The sequence below is a fragment of the Methylobacterium sp. A54F genome (assembly GCF_053346035.1).
In genome coordinates, this window is record NZ_JBKFBF010000023.1 from 1 (window position 1) to 16,471 (window position 16,471).

Genomic DNA, 16,471 nt, shown 5'->3' on the forward strand with positions numbered 1-16,471 from the left:
CGATCGCGTCGGCGGGGCGCTTCTCGCTCTTGGGTCCGGTGGCCATCAGATCCGTTCCCACTGGTAGGGCGAAACTGTAGTGTTCTTGTCCATCAGCGGGGGCTGCTGTGAGCCTGCCATCCAGTCGAGCACCCTATGAGTGTGCCCGGTACTGTAGCCCCAACGCGCCACCGCATCGCTCGTCGTGAACGGCGGGTCACCCGGCTTCGTATCGTCGTAGATTTTCTGGTAGAGCGGATCGTCCTGCATCGGCCCTCTCCTCGCTTGACGCCGAGCATACGCCAGCGGGAAGAACCGTGCGACGGTACGGGACGAGAACGCGGAGTAGGCTCGGCTGACTCAGATTTGAAACTGCGACCCCACCCGATGCCGTCAGGCGCGCTTCTTCGACTTCGACGGCCCCCGGTGGTCGTTGGCGACGCCGGGGCCGCGTAGAACGGCCGGCACGTAGCGGCTGTGAACCGCGGCCTTGATCTCGGGATCAGCCAGCGCGGCGCGCAGGTAGCCCTTGGTCCGCGTCTCCGCGGTCTCGGCCAGCGCTGTCAGCTCTTCGCGGGTCATAGCCTCATTCCCTCAGGTCAATAGGATTGGGCTCGCCCTCCCCGTTGTCAATCGCGCCAGAGACGCGCTTCGCGCTCCAGGCACGGCGCTTGTCCCTCAAACGGGTTGAGGTCACGGTGTACCCACTCCGTTTGATCGCCTGCCGGATCGCCCTGAACTTCAGCAGCGCCTTCTTGGGCAGGTCCTCATCGTAGGTGAACCACACGAACTCCTCGGGCTCGACGGTCGAGAGCAGGCTCCTGAGGCCGGTCAGAACGCTCGCGAGGATCGTCTCACGGTCGACCGGATCCGCGATGAAGCCCGTGTCTTTGCCGCTCCAAAACTCGTGCTCGCCGCCCGTCTCGCCATCGGCTTCCACGATGTGGAAGAACAGTTCGGACATGCCGCCGGCCAGCACGTCCAGGCCGACGACTGCGGAGTAATTTAGCGGCTCCGCGTCATCGTGGCCGATGTTGATGATGGCGATGCCCGAGGCACCAGCTCGGAAGACCTGGAGCCGGAAGCCGCCTCGGGTGACGGTACAGATAAAGGTCATGGCACCCCGGCTGAGGGCGCGGCCTCGGTCTCGGCCGGGAGGGCGAACGCCCATGTGACCGGGCGAGCCATGAACCCGGGTTGCAGCATGGCGTCGACCTCGTCGCCGGTCAGGGTGTCACGCTCCAGGAGGGCTGTGGCGATGCGCTCGATATCGACTCGGTGCCGACGGACGAGCATTCGGGCCATCCGGCGCAGGCGCTGAAGGGTGTCGGCCTCCTGACTTTCGAGCACCCCCGCATCGTCGATCAAAGCCGCCGCACATGCGCGATCGTCCTCGTCGTCGCCGGTCTCGCCCTCGAGGATCTCGGCCTCGGCTTCGTGGCCGGCCTGAATGGTGATGATGCGCCCGCGCACGACAGAGGCTTTGTCGCGGAATTTCTCGCGTAGCTCCCACTCACGGAATGTCGTGTCGGCGTCCGCCACCTCGGCGCAGCCCGAAGCCTCTAGGTCGTCGTTGGGGATGATAGTGACACCGCCGCAGACCATCGTGAGCCTACGGCCGATGACGGCGTGTCCGGCTTCGTGAACGGCGATGCGGTAGCGGTTCGTCATGGCTCGTTCTTCCGACGCAGCCGGACGCCCGGCTCTCCATGGTTCAGGAACTCGATGCCGACTCCGGCGAGGTAGCGCTCAATGGCCGCCAGGGTGGACGCCTTCGGGTCCGCATTCCCACGCTCGATGTTGTTCAATCCCGTCTTTGAGATGCCAACCCGCTCGGCAAGTTCAGCCTGCGTGATGTCGAGTAGCGCGCGCGCGGCGCGGATATGGGCGGCTGTCAGCATGGAAAAATGCTAAGCGGAGTGGAATTTTTGTCAAGCAGAGTTGACCTAGGTTCGGGATCATGTTCAACTCCGGTTGTCCAAAATTCAAGTCGTTGCGGAATTATCCCATGGCTTCCTCCCGCCCCCTCTCGTGGTCCTCCGCTCTCCGCGACCTGAAGGCCGATCGCGTGGTCGTCCCGTCCGGTTTCGCCGGCGCCCGCGCCATGGCGCAGACCTACAGCTGCACCCGCAACCTCCCGCTCGTCGTCGCCGGCCGGTTCGATCGCCGCGCTATCATGGCCTGCGCCGTCCTCGCCGCGAAGGCTCACCAGCGCCGCTACGGCTCGACCTGGGCCGAGGCGCTGTCCGTCTCGCTCAAGGCTACCTGGCAGCTCGCCAAGGCCGCTCGCCCGCGCACCGCGCACTGATTCGCCCCTAAGGAGCCCTGGTTCCCATGCCCTCCCTCTTGCAAGCGACTGCGGCCGCCGACACGGGCCGCCGTGCCTTCCTGTCGGCCGTGCCCACTCTGCTCGCGCTGCCGATGGATTTGGTGAGCAAGCAGCCCGATCCGGTGTTCCGCGCGATCTCGGTGGCTCGCCACGCCCGGGACGAGTTCACGGCTGCCCTCGAAGCTCTCGACGAGGCGGAGCGCGATAAGGCGCTTCTCCGCGCGGCCGACGAGGCAGCCGAGCGCGACACCGATGCCCGGCAGGCGCTCGCCGCCACGAAGCCCACCACCCGCGAGGGGTTGCATGCCCTCATCCGGCACCACGCCGACGACGTCGGGATCCTTGAGCCAACGACCACCGGGGCTCTGGCCCTGCGCGAGCTCGCCGGGGCTCTGCCACCTCCGGTCGAGCCGAGGCGGCCGAAGCGGCACCGCCTGCTCCGCTACGCCCTGATCGCTGGAGAGGCGGTCCTCGTCGCCTTTGTCTGCGGCGGTGGCGCGGCGCTCGCGAACCTGCCGCACCTGCTCTGACGCTCGCCGGCGCTCGCCGGCCCTCCTCCCGTTCCTGCTGCTATCCCAAGCTCCGGAGACACCGGTTATGGCAACGACCACGCACGCTCCGATCCCCTTCCCGTCCGATCCGATCCTGCTCGCCATTGACCGGCACCGCGAGGCCTGGAACGCCTTCATCGCAGCCAGCCCCTCAACGGTGGCGGCGGCGTGCCGGGATCAGGCCTCCGCCCTCGCCAACCTGCTGACGACCGGATGCACGACGGACGCCGGGGCTGCGGCCCTCCTGCGTCACCTGCGCGCCGTTCTGGACGCGAACGGACGCACCCTCGCTATTGGCTGCGAGTCCTCCGCGCTGATGCGGGCCCGGGCCAGAAACCTTGCCCTTCTCGTAGAGCCGACCGGGCGAACTGGCCTCCTCCCGCGAGTGGCCGCAGCGGCCGGAACGGCGAGTCGGCTGGCGCACCGTATTGGAGAGGTCGCCGCCTGCCTCGTCATCGTCGGCGGGGGCGCGGTCCTCGTCGGTCTCGCCTCCCTGCACTGATCCCGGAAAGCATCAGAACGCGAAACCGCTTTAGCGCCGTAGCATGACAGCACGAGGAAACTGTACGATGAGGAACCCCCTACGGCGGACACCGCGGCCCGAGGGACCGAAGCCGACCCTGCGAGAGCGCGCCGCCGCCCTGAAGGAGACGGCCGCGCGGGTGATGCGCCGCAGGACGGCAGATCGGTCCGAGGCCGGCTCTACGAAGGCGCCGGAGGTCGACCCGATCTTCGCGGCGATTGGTGCACACAGGGCGGCTTGGTGGAATTTCGGGACGGCTGTCGACTTCGCGGACCGGTCGTGGGTGCTGCAGCAAGGGGGCGACGCCTCCGACGTGGCCATGGCGGCCGCCCGCGCCGCCTGGGCGTCGGCGGATAGAGCCGAGAAGCAGGCGTGGAACGCTCTGTTCAGCACGCAGGCGACGACGATCCCCGGATTGCTCGCCCTCGCCCGCTACGCGCAACGACAGGCCAAGGACTCCTGCCAGAACGATGGCAGCATCAGCGTGGATCAGTGCTTCGCGGCGATCGCGGAAGCACTAGCGGCCATCGCCGCGCGGCCAGCGGCGGCTGGCGGGATGGATGCCCCAACACTGCCTCGGCCTCCCGCGCAGCCGAATAAGCCGACCCCACCGGCTCGTGCAGCGGCTGATCAGCTCGACCTATCGGGTTGTGGCTTAAGCGAGCTATGCCGGCTGTTCGAGGCGTTCCGGCGCCTGCGGGATGCGGTCACCGACAGTCAGTCGGCCCCGGCCTTTCGCCAACCGTCGAAAAGCATCGTCGGCACCATCAATTGCACGCGCGGCTACAGCATCCTGGGAGACGAGTACCAGCGCCTCGGCTTTATCACGGATCGGCTCGTGGCCGAGATTGCCCTCCGCACGCCGGCTGGCCGGTGGGAGCACGACGACGCCTTGGCGGCTCGGCTAACGCACGAGCTCGACTGCGAGTGTCGCATCGTGGACGCGGCGCTGTGGGCCGAGGTCAAACAGGCGTGGGGGCTCTGAAATGGGCACCCTGCACACCTTCCCGGAGTGGCGCCGTCAGGCCTCCTCTCAGGCTGACGTGCGCGCTCGGATCGAGGCGGCGGCGGAGGCAGCCCTCGACACGGCGGATCAGCTCATCGCCATCCTCGACCGCATGGACGGCGACGAGAACCGGGAGGACGGCGGCGACGCTGAACCGTCCCTTGGCGCCCCTGAGGACCACGCCTCGCAAATCGTCTGGCTTCGCGGTTCCGATCGCGACCTTGAACTCCCACAGCAGGATCCCCGCCCGTGAAAGCTCGTCTCACTATGCGCGCCGCCCTGGTGCTCGGCCTCTCATCCGTCGCCATGGACATCGGACGGGGGCGCCGCTGGTGCCGTGACCTCCTCGACCGTGCCGGGCATGAAGCCGGTCGGGGCAACGTTGTCACCGCCACCGGCCTCTTCGTCCTCTACTTCGTGGGTCTGTGATGCCGACTGCGCTGCCCGGTTCCGACCGAAGACGCCGCCTGCCGGCGCGACGGGCCGTTCGCTGCCTTGTCCTACTCGCGGGGATGCGCCTGCTCTCGCTCCGGATGGGCCGGATCAGGCGCCAAGCCGCACAGCGCTGCTCGCCGGTTCTAGATGCCCGGTTGCTCGTTACGTCTCAGCGCTGGCTGGCCCTAAGTGCGGAGGTCGCTGCCCTGCTCGGCCGGCCAGAACCTGAGTCCGTCGCTCGCCTGCGCGCAGCCATCGCAGATAGGCGCGCACCGCCATAGTGCTGAGCCGCTACAGCGCCGCAGCGCTGCACCGCTGTAGCTCATTCGCATCACCGCGCCAGAGCATTGCACTGCCACGGCGGCTTAGTGGGATAGGGTGACGACGCTTTCACGCGTTCGTGCTCTGCTGCTACAGCACCGCAGCACCACGGGTCCGCATGCGCACCATCGTCCTCGTCACGCAGAAAGGCGGCGTCGGGAAAACCACGCTGGCCGCCTCCCTGGCCGTCGCCGCTTCCGAAGCAGGCGAGAAGGTCGTAGCTCTCGACCTCGACCCTCAGGGCTCGCTCGCGGACTGGAGCGGGACGCGGACGGCCGATACGCCCGCCGTTGACCGGCTCCCGATCGAGCGCCTCGGCGATCTGCCGGCCATTCTGAAGGCCTTGGGGGAGCGGGGGTTCACGCTCGCGATCCTTGATACGGCCGGCATCGCCTCGACCGGCGGCAACCTCGCCATGCAGGCGGCCGACCTGGCGCTGATCCCTGCCAGGCCTTCGAGTCTCGACCTCAAGGCGACCATGCCGACCATCGAGGCGCTGATGCGCCTGCAGATGCGGGAGCGGTTCGCCTTCGTCCTGAACCAGTGCCCTCCCGGCCGCAGCTCGCGCGCGAACGAGGCGGCGACGGGGCTCGGAGTGTTCGGCGTGCTGGCGGACCCGCAGATTATCTCCCGCAACGACCACCAGGACGCCATCGCGGCCGGCCTAGGTGTCACCGAGTATGCACCTCAGGGCAAGGCAGCAGAGGAAGTCCGGGGCCTTTGGGCCTGGGCGGACCGCAAGATGAAGAGCAAGAAGGCATGACGAAGCGTCCCTCTCTGATAAGCGGCCTGTCCCTGTCCGGGGACGCGAAGCCGTCACCCGAAGACGTCCCGCCCGAGGACGCGCCCGCCGCCACCCCTGATGAGCCTGCGGCCGCCAAGGGGCGGCGAGCCCGGCCGGAGGTGGTGCATACCTCCGTCTATCTACCCCGCGAGGTGCATCGGCGCCTGCGCGAGATCGCCTTCACGCGGGATGTGAAGGTGCACGACGTCATCATGGAGGGCATCGATGCCGCCCTGCAGAAGTATGGGCATCCCTCGATCGAGAGCCTCAAGGCCGGCGCGAAGCGGGGAGAATGAGATGGGCGACGTGGAGCTGACCCGGGTCAGCTACGGGCGAACCGATGCGCTCGCCATGGCTCACGGCATCGAGATCGCCTTCGACGCGCTCCCGTCGCGATGGGAGGAGCGGGATGAGGTCGAGATCCTGTTCGCGGACGGGTCCATGCTCCACCTGGACGCCAGGCCCGATCAGGGTGCCACGGCGTTCGCATGGATGCGTGATCCGAGCACGACGTGGCTCCTGCAGCTAGAGCCACTGGCTCTGAACGTCCTGCAGGTCCACCTGCAAGAGCATCATAGAGACATTGTGGGCCCGGGGGTCTGACCCTACGGCGTCGGCGCAAGGCACGGCACAGGGGCCTTGTGCTGTAGCGCTACAGCGGGACCGCGTGAGCCCGGTCAACTTGGGATAAGACGCATTCTCGAAAGTTGAGACCATGGTATCGGACGAGCTCTCGGACTGGTTCGTGAAAGCGGCTCACAGCGCAGCCAAGAACCTGAAGCTGGGGTCGGACCTGAAGAACATGCCCGAGGGCTACTGGCGCCGGGTAGTCGATGCGGTGGACACGCGCGCCCGCATGTCCGAGGAGCGGATCCCGATCGGCTGGCAGGAGATGCTGGCGCGGAAGGTGGGTCGTACCAATGCCTGATCTGCTGGCTGGGTTTCTGGAAGCGCCAGCTACGCCACCGGCGGAACTCGCGGCTCAGGTCCGCACGTACCAGCGCGCCAGCAAGGCCGCCGCGACCATCGAGGCCTACACTGCCGACGCTGCGGCCTTCGACGCCTGGTGCATCCGACACGCCTTCGCCTCGATGCCGGCACCGCCCGCGGCCGTAGCCGCCTTCCTAGTCTACGAGGCCGAGGCCGGCCGAGCCGCTTCGACCATCGGCCGGCGCCTCGCCGCCATCCGGTACGCGCATAAGCTCCGGGGCGCATCCGACCCGACGGCGGACGAGGCGGTGCGGGCCACGCTCAAGGGTATCCGGCGCACCCTCGGCACGGCGCCCGAGAGGAAAGCGGCCGCTACCGCCGATATCGTGACGGCGATGCTCTCGCACATCCCACACACACTAGCAGGCAAGCGTGATCGCGCCCTCCTGGCTTTGGCGTTCGCCGGAGCCTTCCGGCGGTCCGAGCTCGTCGCCCTTGACGTCGCCGATCTGCGCGAGGACCGGGACGGCCTCCGGGTGCGGGTCCGGCGCTCGAAGACGGACCAGGAAGGGCAGAGCGCCGAGAAGGCGATCCCGCACGGGCGGTACATGAAGCCGGTGGCACTGTTGCGGGACTGGCTCGGCGCCGCCGACATCAGCGAGGGTGCCGTGTTCCGACCGGTCGACCGCAACGGGCACGTGCGCCGCGGCGGGCGCCTGACGACCCAGGCCGTGGCGGACATCGTGAAACGGTACGCGGGCGCCGCAGGCCTCGACCCCTCCGAGTTCGCAGGCCACTCCCTGCGCGCGGGCTTCATCACCTCTGCGGCCGAGCGCGGCGTCGACATGGCCCGCATCATGGACGTGTCGGGGCATCGGGATCCGCGTACCGTGGTGGGCTACATCCGTCGGGCGAACGCGTTCAAGGACCACGCCGGCAGCAGCTTCCTTTAGGCGCATCCCATCCACCGGTCCGGCTTGAACTTGTCTTTGCGAAGAACACCTTAGGATCTCTGCGGAGACGCTCCCGCATTGCCAAGGACGGAAGCTATGGACGACGCCGATCCGCAGTATGAGGAGTTCCACCGCAAGTGGGCTGACCGTCTTGGCCTGAAGGGGCGGCACATCACTCTCGGCTATCTGCGGGGGCAGGCGCTTGGTCCCGAAAGCGACGAAGGACTTGAGGCGGAGGGCAACGAGACTGGCATTCACATCCGGGTGGATGGCGTCGGCCTCGACGGCGCTGTCGAGCCGAACGGCATAGACGCATTGGTAGAGGAGTGGCGCACCCAGCTGGAGACGCAGGACGTCGAGGACCCGCGCACGTTCACAAAGGACTTCATCACTCAGACCATAGCGCTCAATCGCCACCTCGACGAGGAGTATGGGCCGATGGCGCTCTGCGGAGCCGTGTGGTTAATTTCGGACAATCCTGCAGGAATGGAAGCTCTCCGAGAGGGTGGACGAGCGCTCTTGTGTGAAATTACGTTTGACGATGGTACGAAGAAGCGACGGCTCCAGATGAGCATTCTATCGGAGTCGGCCAAGCCCATCGACGGTTGAAGCCCTTCCGCACCAGAGATCGGCCCGAGCACTACAATTAGCGCGCATAGTCCTTCGTGCTGTAGCGGATGCCCTCAATGGCCGAGCCCGCGAGTTCGGTCGGGTACAGCTCGGCGAACTTGCGCAGCACGATCAGGCAGAGATCGAGCATATCGTACCGCTGACCCTCGTCTTCCACGTAGCGGCCACCGCGGTGATCATCGAGCCGGAACTCACCCCATGGGCTGCCGAACCCCGAGGGCGGCCGTGCGGTATCCGATCCCGACTGCATCAGCAGCACACCCTTGCTCGTGCTCTCGCTGTGCTTGGCGGCGTTGCACATGCGCTGCAGCGCCATGAATGGCCGACCGAGATCCTTCGCCATCTGCCTTTGCAAGTCGCGGGTCGGCTCGTGACCAGGCGCGAGGTAGTCGCCCACGTGGAAGGAGACGATGCAGGCTAGGTAGCCCCGCCGCTGCGTCGGATCTTCCATGAACTCGCGCACCGTCGGCACGGCAATCGTGTCGACGAACTCGCGCGCGGACATGACGGCCATGGCGTTCCCTTATCAGTCTAGTCGAGCACCGCTGCAAGGTTGAGCCTAAGCCTATAACGGGCGGGGGCATATGGGAGTGCACGCGCGAGCGGAATGGTTGGATCTCGAGACAATGGCAGGCGTATCGCGACATGCCTCATCACCACATAAGCAGAGTCTTGTTCAATTTCGATCTTGAACGGTTCGCTCCAATATGTGCGGCCTTCCTCATCGTATTCTTGCGGCGTGCCGCCAGCGAGGATCATCTGGTATGAAGCCGGCATCTCATCAACAAAGGAATTAGGACGGAAAAATTGCATGCGCATAAGCAGGCCGCTTGGAATCAAGGCGACTTGATAGCCGTATTTTCGAAATAGTCCGAGGTATGCTGCAGCCATAAGAGCCATGTGATGACGAGAGTGGAATTTTCCTGTCAGAGCTTCAGGCTTCAGCGCTTCTTTGATGAATTTATCGTAGTATTTGCCCTTCCAACTATTGCACCCATGGCCTGGAATGGCTTTGTTCTCGAACACTAATGTGCGTCTACAGAGAAGCGTCAAGCCGCTGCGTTCGTTCTTCGGTATGGCTGTTCGAGCTGCGGCTGGATCATCCGCCACTGCTTGCTGCGGAATGATGTGCTCAACGGAGAATTCGTCGTATCTGAGCGCTCGCCCGCAGGTCGGACACATCAGCAGGTCGTTGCTAGCGAACCACGGGGCGAGAGATTTCAGATCGTCCCGCATCTTGTGCCAGAGCAGGTCTTTGAGGCCCGGCAGGTCAATCTCGCCCATAGACGTTCCAGCGCGCGGTGTGGCAGCTAACTCGGATGCTCCAGGCCTAGTCCGAGGGGGCTGCGCGCGAAAGTACCAAGAGGCTGTCAATGAGCAGCGTTGAACAGGCTGTCTCGGGTCACCTCGTATTCATGCCGTGGCTGCATCTACCGTGTCCTGTTCGTGTTGGAGGCTTTCGTTTCGTACCGGTGCAGATCGGCGGCTTGGCGTCGGTTGTCGATCCGGCGCTCGCCGAGACTGCCAGGCAGATGCTGCGGAGCTACGTCGATCAGGGTGGTAAGCCGATCAAGACTTGCACTGTCGTCCTGAGGCAGCGTCACGCAGTACCGTGGGACGTGCCCGCAGCCCTTTGGGACAAGGTAAGCCGCGCCGCACAGATCCTGGCGGTGTCCTGCTTGGCAGAGCAGCGGTTTTTCATGGGGCACTTCAGCGCTCACATGAACGCAACGATGTTCCGTCCGGTGGGGCAGGGCATCTCGGCGGGAAGTGACGGGATCGGCCTGACCTATCTCCGCCGGGGCGGAGCCCTACGGGTGGGTGGTCTCCGCTTTTCCAATGCGATCTTCCAGCGGCCTCCGCAGATCGAGGGCACCGAATGCGAGGTGGTGAACCAGCGGTTGGCGAAGGCTCTGGAGCGGGCCCAGAGATCGAACAGACCTGTTTGGGATCCCATCGCCGCGTCGCTGGAGCTCTTCCTGTTGGGTCACGCGGAGATGCCCGATCTGGGCTGGGATAACTGCGTCATGCTCTCGGCCATGGCCTTCGAGCAGCTGTTGGAGCCGAAGGGGCAGGGCGCTTCAGTCACGGCCGAGACCTTCGCTACCCTCTGGGCGCCACATGCCAGCAAGACGATAGCGCAGGCGAAGCGCGTCCGGCCCGATCCTGACGGCAGCTGGGCGGCGCAGCAGCAGCCATGGCCTATCCATCGAAAGTGGATGAAGGAGCTCTTCGAGGCGCGCAACGCCAGGGCGCACCGCGGGCGACAGACCAAGTTCAGCGCCAACTGGGCCGACTGGCAGCACATGGTCATCGCGGCCTTCGTCTATCCGCTCACGATCAAGCTACGGCTTGCCGCGGTCGAGCTCTATGAGCTGAATGATGAGGAGCTTGGAGCCTGCGAGGCTCTGGACCTGCTGCTCGACAGCGACTGGGGGCAGGGTTGGCGCAAGCCGCCCGAGTGGCCGAGGATCCTCTCCAACCGGGAACAAGCCCGCGCCTGGACCAAGATCATGGAGAGTGCTTTCGCAAAGGGCGAAGCGAGAGCGCGCAAGCGTGTCCGCAGAACCTGAGCCGCTTCGATCTTTCGTCGATCAGGACCAATTCCACGCTTGAGGGACGGCCGTGGCAGCAGAGGTCGGAACCAACGGGTGCCGCCGTGTTCCTAATGATCCTTGCTGTTGCGGGCACCCTCAGGAAATGACCCTCACCCCGCCTTCAGCATCCGCGCCACGATCTGATCGGGGGTCTCAGGATCCTGCGGGTTGAGGAGAGCCCGCAGCCCCTTGCCGGTCTTGAACACGACAGCCCGCTTTGCCTCGACGTCGACGGCAGCACCTGTCTTCGGGTTCCGCCCAGCCCGAGCCCGGGCCTCCTTCAGGGAGAAGGCCCCGAAGTCACGCAACTCGACACGATCACTAGAGCGTTTTCGGTCTGAGCTGAATCGGGTGTGTGGGGTTCACGCAGCGGTGTGGGGCTGATTCATTGTGCGCTCCAGACGAGGAGCGAGGCATGGGCCGACCGTACAGCCAGGATCTCCGCGAACGCGTCGTCGATGCGGCCGGGACGACGTCGCGTCGACAGGCGGCCGCGCGCTTCGGGGTCGGCGTGGCCACGGCGATCCGGTGGATGGCCGCGCTCACGACGACCGGGACGGTGGCAGCCCATCCGCAGGGACGGGCTCGCCGCTCCAAGCTCGACCCGCACGAGGTCTACCTGCGGGACCTGATCGCCGAGCGGGACGACATCACCCTGGACGAGATGCGCGCTCGCCTGAAGGACGAGCACGACCTCACGGTCGGGATGGGTACACTGTGGGCCTTCCTCGACGCACGTGGTCTGACCTACAAAAAAAGACAGCCCACGCCACGGAGCAGGACCGCCCGGACGTGAAGGCCGCCCGCGAGGCGTGGTTCGAGGGCCAGCCCGACCTCGACCCCGCCCGCCTCGTGTTCCTCGACGAGACCTGGACCTCGACCAATATGGCCCGCACCCGCGGACGCTGCCCGCGCGGCCAACGGCTGCGCTCTCCCGTTCCGCATGGCCACTGGAAAACCACCACCTTCGTCGCGGGTCTGCGCCTGTCCGGGATCGCCGCACCGTTCGTGCTGGATGGGCCGATCAACCGCGACGCCTTCCAGACTTACGTCGAGCGTGTGCTCGTGCCCGAACTCGCTCCCGGCGACGTCGTCGTCATGGACAACCTCGGCAGCCACAAGGGGCCGGCCGTGCGCGCGGCGATCGAAGCGGCTGGCGCGCGGCTGCTGTTCCTGCCGCCCTACTCGCCAGACTTCAACCCGATCGAGATGGCTTTCTCCAAGCTCAAGGCGCTGCTGCGCAAAGCAGCTGAGCGCACGGTCGAAGGGCTCTGGACAGCCATCGGCCGGCTCATCGACACCATCACACCCGATGAGTGCGCCAACTTCTTCGCCGCCGCGGGATACGAGCCAGATTAAACCGAAAACGCTCTAGCCACCAAGGCATCCGTGATACGGCCGAAGATAGCGCTCACCACAGCCTCGCACTCGCGGGTGGTCAGGTGTGGGTTCTCAGCGACGATCCGGGCGACGAGTTCGGAGCGGACCATGGCGCGACCACATAAGTGAAAAACACAGCGCTGTTCTCCATACCATGCTCTTTCAGGGCGACGGCTCAGCTTTTAGAGGCCACGTGCACAATAGGAGAAACGGGAGTGACCCTTCTTGAGAGGCAAAACTTTTACATTGAGTCGATCGAGCGCTTCAAAGGCGGTGGTCTGGAGAGACTACCATGGCAGGCAGTTCGAGACCATTTGGAAAGAATGCTAGATGAAGTGCCCATAGTTTTACATCCATTCACGCCTACCGATAAAGTTGCTCGTGGCCGTAAGCTGACTAGCGCAAATCTTTTTCACGATGTTGCGGAACTTCTACACCCGCCAAAAGCTCTTTGTAGAGATTACGGCCGATGCAATCGACCGCGTTCACCAGTTCTATACGCCGCAATCGGCTACGAGCTAGTTTTTAGTGAGATTGGCGCAGAGATCGGCGACATCATTGGACTGGCATTTATCCGCCCTCGAAGGGAGTTGCTAACATGTCTTCTCGGCGCATTAGATCTTTACAGAAGAACTGAGGGGCACTGCCTTCTAGCAGAGGATACTAAGGCGCAAATTAAACCCCTACGAAAAGAGGCCGCTAAAGCGCCAGATTTTCTGTTTGATGCGTTCATAAGCGATTATTTCGGAAGAGTGGGGTCCGAACACACATACAAGCTGACTAGCGCGTATACAGATGTAATATTTTCTAATTTTCCCCATATTGATGCAATCATGTACGATAGTGTTGACCACAAGAAGGGTATGTGTTTTGCTATCAAGCCAGATGTTGTTGAATACAACATGACCGTTACGGATGTCCAAATTGTAAGAGTAACGAATTATCTTGGATATGGCTTCTACGACTGGGAATTGATTGCAAATTCCAAGAAAATATCCAAGCGCACTATCGAGTGGGCCTAACTCAGGTGCGCGGCGGTGAATAGCTAAGCGCTAGCCGGAGGCCAGCGCGGGCTTGGCTGCATCCTTGCTTAGCGATGGCCCTTCACGTTGACTTAACGGTGCGAGCCAGCCGACATGGGCGGTCCCGGCAGATCGGCTCCTCGCGAGTCGTGCGCCGGCATCAGGAGACGCAGCCGCCGCGAGATAGACCCTGAAAAGCCAACGGCCCCCCGTCGCCAAACGGGAGGCCGCTGAAAACCGAAGCTCTGAGGGAGCCCTTATCCAACTCCCCTCAGAGCATGTGACCCCCTCGGGAGTCAAGATGGAACGCCAATTCCATCAACGGTGAGGCTTTGCCCGGACCCTAGCCGCGGCCCGTGAGGGACCGAGGACGATGTTTCACGCGACGATGCGAGCCGCGATCGACGGCGCGCGCACGCTCGCCCAGATGGACGAGCTGTCCCGCCAGGTCTGGCAGGCGCACGCAGCCGAGGCTGTGACGGATCAAGAGGCTCAGGGGCTCGCCGAGGCGCTCCACGGGCGGCGCAGCGCGATCCGTGAAGGCATCGTGCCGGTCGGCATCCCGGCCGGGCGCGCCAGCCTATTTCCGCCACGCCGGCGGCCCGTGTCGCCTAACAAGGCCGCTTCCCGCGACCGGCGCCGGCTCCTGGCCTGCTCCGGACCTATGCCGCCGCAACTGGCCGCTCGCTTCACGGTGGGGCAGCTCGCGGTGCTGCGCATCATCGGCGACGAGGTCGCGGCCAAGGGCGTATGCGGGCTGTGCGTCGACGCCATCGCGGCGCGGGCTGGGGTCTGCCGGCGCCTTGCTCAGGGAGCCGTCCGCCTCGCCGAGGGCGACGGGCTGCTGACGATCGAGGAGCGTCGCCACCAAGGCCGGCGCAGCGACCCGAATCTCATCCGGGTCCTCAGCCGGGAGTGGCAGGCCTGGCTCAAGCGCGGGCGCCGATCCGCGCCGCCCCCCCCTGGAAAGGGGGGTGGGTGCAAAACGCTGCACCCCACGGATAAGGGGGTGTTAACTCCAGGAACAGCGAGGCCAGCGGCACCATCGAAGAAGCTGCCGGAACGGCAGGGTCGCTCTCCCGACAGCAGCCACCGAGAATCCGCGCGGGTGGCGAAGGCAGGTGCAGCTATGCCGTGAGGGTATGAGGCTGGACGGTCTGACGAACACTGAACACTGAAGGGGGAGGCGTATCGTGAGCTTGCCGGTGGGGCAGCACTTCGTACCGCGGATGCTGCTGAAGCGCTTCGCCGCGCCTGACGGCCGGCTGTGGGCGTTCGACAAGCGCCGGCCAGATCGCGGAATCTGGCAGAGCACTCCGAAGGACCTGCTGAAGGAGCGCCACCTTTACACGGTGACGCGCGCCGACGGCTCTCGGGACGTCACGGTCGAGCAGGCCTTAGGTTACGTGGAGAGCGCGGCCGAGCCGGTTATCGAGCGCGTGCTGCAGCGAGCTCGCGCCGGCCTGCCGCCAGGTTTCAGTGGTGAGGACCGGATCGCGATGCTCCTGTTCCTCTACTTCCAGATGAAGCGCGTCCCCGACTTCTTCCGCAACATCCCCCTGCCGCCCGGAGGGGTCGAAGAGATCATCAGGTCCGGCATCGCGAACTGGGAGCGCGAGAGGGGGCCAATCCCGCAGGAGGAGCGTGACAAGCACCTGTCCCCGCGGGGCATGGTCGCCCTTGAGCAGGGGGTCCGTATGCAGAGTTTGCTCAACGTCTCGCCCCGGATCTTCGGCACGCTCGAGGCGCGCGGCTTCGCCGTTGGCGTGATCAAGCAGCCGGATCGGCGGTTCGTGATCGGGAGCTATCCGATGGTGCGGTTCATGGCGCGCAGCGGCCGGACCGATCTTGGGGACCCTAGCGTCGAGCTGTGGCTCCCCCTCGCGCCGGACGTGGCGATCGCATCCTTCGGTCGGCGGGGTGAGGAGCAGGTCGCCACCATCCACGACCCGAGCCAGATCCGGAAGGTGAATGTCGAGATCGCACGGCAGAGCACCACGATCGTTTCGGGCTCCCGCGAGCTTCTGAGATCCCTCACGCAACGCTTTCCGAGGGAATAAGCCTGGACGGGTCGCTCCTGGGGTTTTGGTCCGCTGCGGAGACCGTAGAAGGGCTATCCTTCCGAGGATAGGATGTCAGAAATCGCCCAGCCATCACCTTCGCGCACTGCGATGAACTCACGGTCCCAGCAGCCCCAGCGCTGACGCATCGGGACAGCCGCCATTGGGTTGTGAACGAGGGTGAGAGGTCGCTCTGCACTCGACATGTTGCCGATGCCGATGCGCGACCACAAGGCCGCCGAGATCTGCGTGAAGGTCGGATCAAGGAACGCCATTCGGGGGATCGGGCCCTTAGCGCTGCCGCTCCGCTCAATCTCGTAGGAGGGTTCGTACCCACTGCCGACTACCTCTCCCGTGTCACGGTCGAGCGTGACGTAGGCGTCGCCGAGCGGGAAGACCGAAGACACGATCAGCGGTAGTGGGCGTTCGGTCGCATATATGCCGAAGCCGCCAGCACCAATGGCAACGATCCGGACGTCCTCCGGAGCGACCACGCCCTGGCGCAGGTAGCGCTCAAACACCTGGGTCTTCTTCAAGAGAGCTCCGGTAGTGCGGAGCTGTGCCTGGCGGGTCGGCATTCGGCCGACCCTGCCGCCGCGATTGATCGGCGTAGGCCCGCACACGCCATCCTCCCCTTCACCAGGCTCCGGCGCGATCGCTTCGATCCAGATCCGGCGGCCATCTTCAAGTACGCAGATGTCAGGCTGTCCGCCTCGGCTCGGCCGCTCGGCCGCTAGCATCAGGCGCTTGCCGGCATCCAGGAGGCAGCAGCCGAGGTACATTTCCCAGAAGCGGGCATTGGGGTCTCGCGCAAAGCCTTGCCGGAAAGTGGTGTCAGCGTAGGGCGCGTACATCTCCCACAGGTGGTCGAGATGCAAACGCATGTCCTGCTCTTCAGGGCAGGACGCGGTACGCAGGTTGAGATAGCCTCGGTCGAGGTCGTCGCCGTCGACGCTCCAGAGGTCGCACAT

25 protein-coding genes and 1 pseudogene are annotated in these 16,471 nt (G+C 65.1%); 17 read left to right on the top strand and 9 right to left on the bottom strand.

Translation table 11 applies throughout. The features are described 5' to 3' along the window. Positions 1 to 45 precede the first annotated feature (45 nt). The 5 genes from ACLBXP_RS24285 to ACLBXP_RS24305 form a co-directional block, all read right to left on the bottom strand. Entirely contained in the window at positions 46 to 249 is a 204-nt protein-coding gene (locus ACLBXP_RS24285) for a hypothetical protein (protein ID WP_447670407.1), read from the bottom strand. 123 nt (positions 250 to 372) lie between these two features. Beyond that, positions 373 to 561 carry a hypothetical protein gene (locus ACLBXP_RS24290; RefSeq protein WP_447670408.1) on the bottom strand — a complete coding sequence of 63 codons (189 nt, stop codon included), beginning with the start codon at positions 559 to 561 and terminating at the stop codon, positions 373 to 375. A gap of 4 nt (positions 562 to 565) precedes the next feature. Continuing rightward, positions 566 to 1,096 carry a hypothetical protein gene (locus tag ACLBXP_RS24295; protein ID WP_447670409.1) on the bottom strand — a complete coding sequence of 177 codons (531 nt, stop codon included), beginning with the start codon at positions 1,094 to 1,096 and terminating at the stop codon, positions 566 to 568. Then, positions 1,093 to 1,650, bottom strand: a complete 558-nt coding sequence (locus ACLBXP_RS24300; protein ID WP_447670410.1) for a hypothetical protein — start codon at positions 1,648 to 1,650, stop codon at positions 1,093 to 1,095. The genes ACLBXP_RS24295 and ACLBXP_RS24300 overlap by 4 nt, the downstream gene beginning before the upstream one ends. Next, on the bottom strand, positions 1,647 to 1,880 hold the full coding sequence (locus ACLBXP_RS24305) for a helix-turn-helix transcriptional regulator (protein WP_447670411.1): 234 nt from the start codon (positions 1,878 to 1,880) through the stop codon (positions 1,647 to 1,649). The genes ACLBXP_RS24300 and ACLBXP_RS24305 overlap by 4 nt, the downstream gene beginning before the upstream one ends. 107 nt (positions 1,881 to 1,987) lie before the next feature. On the opposite strand from ACLBXP_RS24305, the gene ACLBXP_RS24310 reads away from it, so the two are divergent. From ACLBXP_RS24310 to ACLBXP_RS24365, 12 genes are all read left to right on the top strand, one after another. Continuing rightward, complete coding sequence (locus ACLBXP_RS24310; protein ID WP_447670412.1) at positions 1,988 to 2,287, top strand: hypothetical protein; 300 nt, start codon at positions 1,988 to 1,990, stop codon at positions 2,285 to 2,287. Between the two features lie 26 nt (positions 2,288 to 2,313). Then, positions 2,314 to 2,838, top strand: coding sequence for a hypothetical protein (locus tag ACLBXP_RS24315; RefSeq protein ID WP_447670413.1), 525 nt, complete (start codon positions 2,314 to 2,316; stop codon positions 2,836 to 2,838). A gap of 67 nt (positions 2,839 to 2,905) precedes the next feature. Further along, complete coding sequence (locus ACLBXP_RS24320; RefSeq protein WP_447670414.1) at positions 2,906 to 3,361, top strand: hypothetical protein; 456 nt, start codon at positions 2,906 to 2,908, stop codon at positions 3,359 to 3,361. Positions 3,362 to 3,428: 67 nt separating this feature from the next. Continuing rightward, positions 3,429 to 4,367 (top strand): hypothetical protein, encoded by a 939-nt coding sequence (locus ACLBXP_RS24325; protein WP_447670415.1) that lies wholly within the window; start codon positions 3,429 to 3,431, stop codon positions 4,365 to 4,367. Position 4,368: 1 nt separating this feature from the next. Next, positions 4,369 to 4,641: a hypothetical protein gene (locus ACLBXP_RS24330; protein WP_447670416.1), complete on the top strand. Its 273-nt coding sequence runs from the start codon at positions 4,369 to 4,371 to the stop codon at positions 4,639 to 4,641. Beyond that, on the top strand, positions 4,638 to 4,817 hold the full coding sequence (locus ACLBXP_RS24335; RefSeq protein WP_447670417.1) for a hypothetical protein: 180 nt from the start codon (positions 4,638 to 4,640) through the stop codon (positions 4,815 to 4,817). The genes ACLBXP_RS24330 and ACLBXP_RS24335 overlap by 4 nt, the downstream gene beginning before the upstream one ends. A 445-nt stretch (positions 4,818 to 5,262) precedes the next feature. Next, on the top strand, positions 5,263 to 5,907 hold the full coding sequence (locus ACLBXP_RS24340) for a nucleotide-binding protein (RefSeq protein ID WP_447670418.1): 645 nt from the start codon (positions 5,263 to 5,265) through the stop codon (positions 5,905 to 5,907). Then, complete coding sequence (locus tag ACLBXP_RS24345; RefSeq protein WP_447670419.1) at positions 5,904 to 6,224, top strand: hypothetical protein; 321 nt, start codon at positions 5,904 to 5,906, stop codon at positions 6,222 to 6,224. Before ACLBXP_RS24340 ends, ACLBXP_RS24345 begins: the two co-directional genes overlap by 4 nt. A gap of 1 nt (position 6,225) precedes the next feature. Then, positions 6,226 to 6,531, top strand: a complete 306-nt coding sequence (locus tag ACLBXP_RS24350) for a hypothetical protein (protein WP_447670420.1) — start codon at positions 6,226 to 6,228, stop codon at positions 6,529 to 6,531. Positions 6,532 to 6,643: 112 nt separating this feature from the next. Next, positions 6,644 to 6,856, top strand: a complete 213-nt coding sequence (locus tag ACLBXP_RS24355) for a hypothetical protein (RefSeq protein WP_447670421.1) — start codon at positions 6,644 to 6,646, stop codon at positions 6,854 to 6,856. Beyond that, on the top strand, positions 6,849 to 7,811 hold the full coding sequence (locus ACLBXP_RS24360; RefSeq protein WP_447670422.1) for a site-specific integrase: 963 nt from the start codon (positions 6,849 to 6,851) through the stop codon (positions 7,809 to 7,811). The genes ACLBXP_RS24355 and ACLBXP_RS24360 overlap by 8 nt, the downstream gene beginning before the upstream one ends. A 96-nt stretch (positions 7,812 to 7,907) precedes the next feature. After that, positions 7,908 to 8,420: a hypothetical protein gene (locus ACLBXP_RS24365; protein ID WP_447670423.1), complete on the top strand. Its 513-nt coding sequence runs from the start codon at positions 7,908 to 7,910 to the stop codon at positions 8,418 to 8,420. Between the two features lie 37 nt (positions 8,421 to 8,457). Here ACLBXP_RS24365 and ACLBXP_RS24370 read toward each other — a convergent pair whose 3' ends face one another. Together ACLBXP_RS24370 and ACLBXP_RS24375 are read right to left on the bottom strand one after the other, a co-directional pair. Next, positions 8,458 to 8,955, bottom strand: a complete 498-nt coding sequence (locus ACLBXP_RS24370) for a hypothetical protein (RefSeq protein ID WP_447670424.1) — start codon at positions 8,953 to 8,955, stop codon at positions 8,458 to 8,460. A 17-nt stretch (positions 8,956 to 8,972) separates the two neighbouring features. Continuing rightward, the gene (locus tag ACLBXP_RS24375) at positions 8,973 to 9,725 is read right to left on the bottom strand and encodes a hypothetical protein (RefSeq protein ID WP_447670425.1); all 753 of its coding nucleotides are present in this window, start codon (positions 9,723 to 9,725) and stop codon (positions 8,973 to 8,975) included. A gap of 89 nt (positions 9,726 to 9,814) precedes the next feature. Here ACLBXP_RS24375 and ACLBXP_RS24380 point away from each other — a divergent pair, with 89 nt between their 5' ends. After that, on the top strand, positions 9,815 to 11,014 hold the full coding sequence (locus tag ACLBXP_RS24380) for a hypothetical protein (protein WP_447670426.1): 1,200 nt from the start codon (positions 9,815 to 9,817) through the stop codon (positions 11,012 to 11,014). A 134-nt stretch (positions 11,015 to 11,148) separates the two neighbouring features. On the opposite strand, the pseudogene ACLBXP_RS24385 reads toward ACLBXP_RS24380, so the two are convergent. Next, positions 11,149 to 11,358: pseudogene (locus tag ACLBXP_RS24385) on the bottom strand (HU family DNA-binding protein); the annotation flags it as partial. A gap of 95 nt (positions 11,359 to 11,453) precedes the next feature. Between ACLBXP_RS24385 and ACLBXP_RS24390 the strand changes: the two are divergent. The 4 genes from ACLBXP_RS24390 (at position 11,454) to ACLBXP_RS24405 (ending at position 15,500) form a co-directional block, all read left to right on the top strand. Next, positions 11,454 to 12,397, top strand: a protein-coding gene (locus ACLBXP_RS24390; protein WP_447670427.1) for an IS630 family transposase whose coding sequence is annotated in 2 segments (ribosomal slippage) — positions 11,454 to 11,790 and positions 11,790 to 12,397 — 945 coding nt in all. Because the reading frame shifts where the segments join, the coding sequence is not laid out codon by codon here. Between the two features lie 236 nt (positions 12,398 to 12,633). Continuing rightward, positions 12,634 to 13,440 carry a hypothetical protein gene (locus ACLBXP_RS24395; protein WP_447670428.1) on the top strand — a complete coding sequence of 269 codons (807 nt, stop codon included), beginning with the start codon at positions 12,634 to 12,636 and terminating at the stop codon, positions 13,438 to 13,440. Positions 13,441 to 13,813: 373 nt separating this feature from the next. Next, the gene (locus ACLBXP_RS24400; RefSeq protein WP_447670429.1) at positions 13,814 to 14,578 is read left to right on the top strand and encodes a hypothetical protein; all 765 of its coding nucleotides are present in this window, start codon (positions 13,814 to 13,816) and stop codon (positions 14,576 to 14,578) included. A 55-nt stretch (positions 14,579 to 14,633) separates the two neighbouring features. Then, positions 14,634 to 15,500, top strand: coding sequence for a DUF4238 domain-containing protein (locus ACLBXP_RS24405; protein WP_447670430.1), 867 nt, complete (start codon positions 14,634 to 14,636; stop codon positions 15,498 to 15,500). Between the two features lie 53 nt (positions 15,501 to 15,553). Here ACLBXP_RS24405 and ACLBXP_RS24410 read toward each other — a convergent pair whose 3' ends face one another. Then, the gene (locus ACLBXP_RS24410; RefSeq protein ID WP_447670431.1) at positions 15,554 to 16,471 is read right to left on the bottom strand and encodes a hypothetical protein; all 918 of its coding nucleotides are present in this window, start codon (positions 16,469 to 16,471) and stop codon (positions 15,554 to 15,556) included.

Coding starts and splice junctions, on each gene's coding strand:
- ACLBXP_RS24285 (WP_447670407.1), bottom strand. CDS start 249: ATGCAGGACGATCCGCTCTACCAGAAAATCTACGACGATACGAAGCCG.
- ACLBXP_RS24290 (WP_447670408.1), bottom strand. CDS start 561: ATGACCCGCGAAGAGCTGACAGCGCTGGCCGAGACCGCGGAGACGCGG.
- ACLBXP_RS24295 (WP_447670409.1), bottom strand. CDS start 1,096: ATGACCTTTATCTGTACCGTCACCCGAGGCGGCTTCCGGCTCCAGGTC.
- ACLBXP_RS24300 (WP_447670410.1), bottom strand. CDS start 1,650: ATGACGAACCGCTACCGCATCGCCGTTCACGAAGCCGGACACGCCGTC.
- ACLBXP_RS24305 (WP_447670411.1), bottom strand. CDS start 1,880: ATGCTGACAGCCGCCCATATCCGCGCCGCGCGCGCGCTACTCGACATC.
- ACLBXP_RS24310 (WP_447670412.1), top strand. CDS start 1,988: ATGGCTTCCTCCCGCCCCCTCTCGTGGTCCTCCGCTCTCCGCGACCTG.
- ACLBXP_RS24315 (WP_447670413.1), top strand. CDS start 2,314: ATGCCCTCCCTCTTGCAAGCGACTGCGGCCGCCGACACGGGCCGCCGT.
- ACLBXP_RS24320 (WP_447670414.1), top strand. CDS start 2,906: ATGGCAACGACCACGCACGCTCCGATCCCCTTCCCGTCCGATCCGATC.
- ACLBXP_RS24325 (WP_447670415.1), top strand. CDS start 3,429: ATGAGGAACCCCCTACGGCGGACACCGCGGCCCGAGGGACCGAAGCCG.
- ACLBXP_RS24330 (WP_447670416.1), top strand. CDS start 4,369: ATGGGCACCCTGCACACCTTCCCGGAGTGGCGCCGTCAGGCCTCCTCT.
- ACLBXP_RS24340 (WP_447670418.1), top strand. CDS start 5,263: ATGCGCACCATCGTCCTCGTCACGCAGAAAGGCGGCGTCGGGAAAACC.
- ACLBXP_RS24345 (WP_447670419.1), top strand. CDS start 5,904: ATGACGAAGCGTCCCTCTCTGATAAGCGGCCTGTCCCTGTCCGGGGAC.
- ACLBXP_RS24350 (WP_447670420.1), top strand. CDS start 6,226: ATGGGCGACGTGGAGCTGACCCGGGTCAGCTACGGGCGAACCGATGCG.
- ACLBXP_RS24355 (WP_447670421.1), top strand. CDS start 6,644: ATGGTATCGGACGAGCTCTCGGACTGGTTCGTGAAAGCGGCTCACAGC.
- ACLBXP_RS24360 (WP_447670422.1), top strand. CDS start 6,849: ATGCCTGATCTGCTGGCTGGGTTTCTGGAAGCGCCAGCTACGCCACCG.
- ACLBXP_RS24365 (WP_447670423.1), top strand. CDS start 7,908: ATGGACGACGCCGATCCGCAGTATGAGGAGTTCCACCGCAAGTGGGCT.
- ACLBXP_RS24370 (WP_447670424.1), bottom strand. CDS start 8,955: ATGGCCGTCATGTCCGCGCGCGAGTTCGTCGACACGATTGCCGTGCCG.
- ACLBXP_RS24375 (WP_447670425.1), bottom strand. CDS start 9,725: ATGGGCGAGATTGACCTGCCGGGCCTCAAAGACCTGCTCTGGCACAAG.
- ACLBXP_RS24380 (WP_447670426.1), top strand. CDS start 9,815: ATGAGCAGCGTTGAACAGGCTGTCTCGGGTCACCTCGTATTCATGCCG.
- ACLBXP_RS24400 (WP_447670429.1), top strand. CDS start 13,814: ATGTTTCACGCGACGATGCGAGCCGCGATCGACGGCGCGCGCACGCTC.
- ACLBXP_RS24410 (WP_447670431.1), bottom strand. CDS start 16,471: ATGTGCGACCTCTGGAGCGTCGACGGCGACGACCTCGACCGAGGCTAT.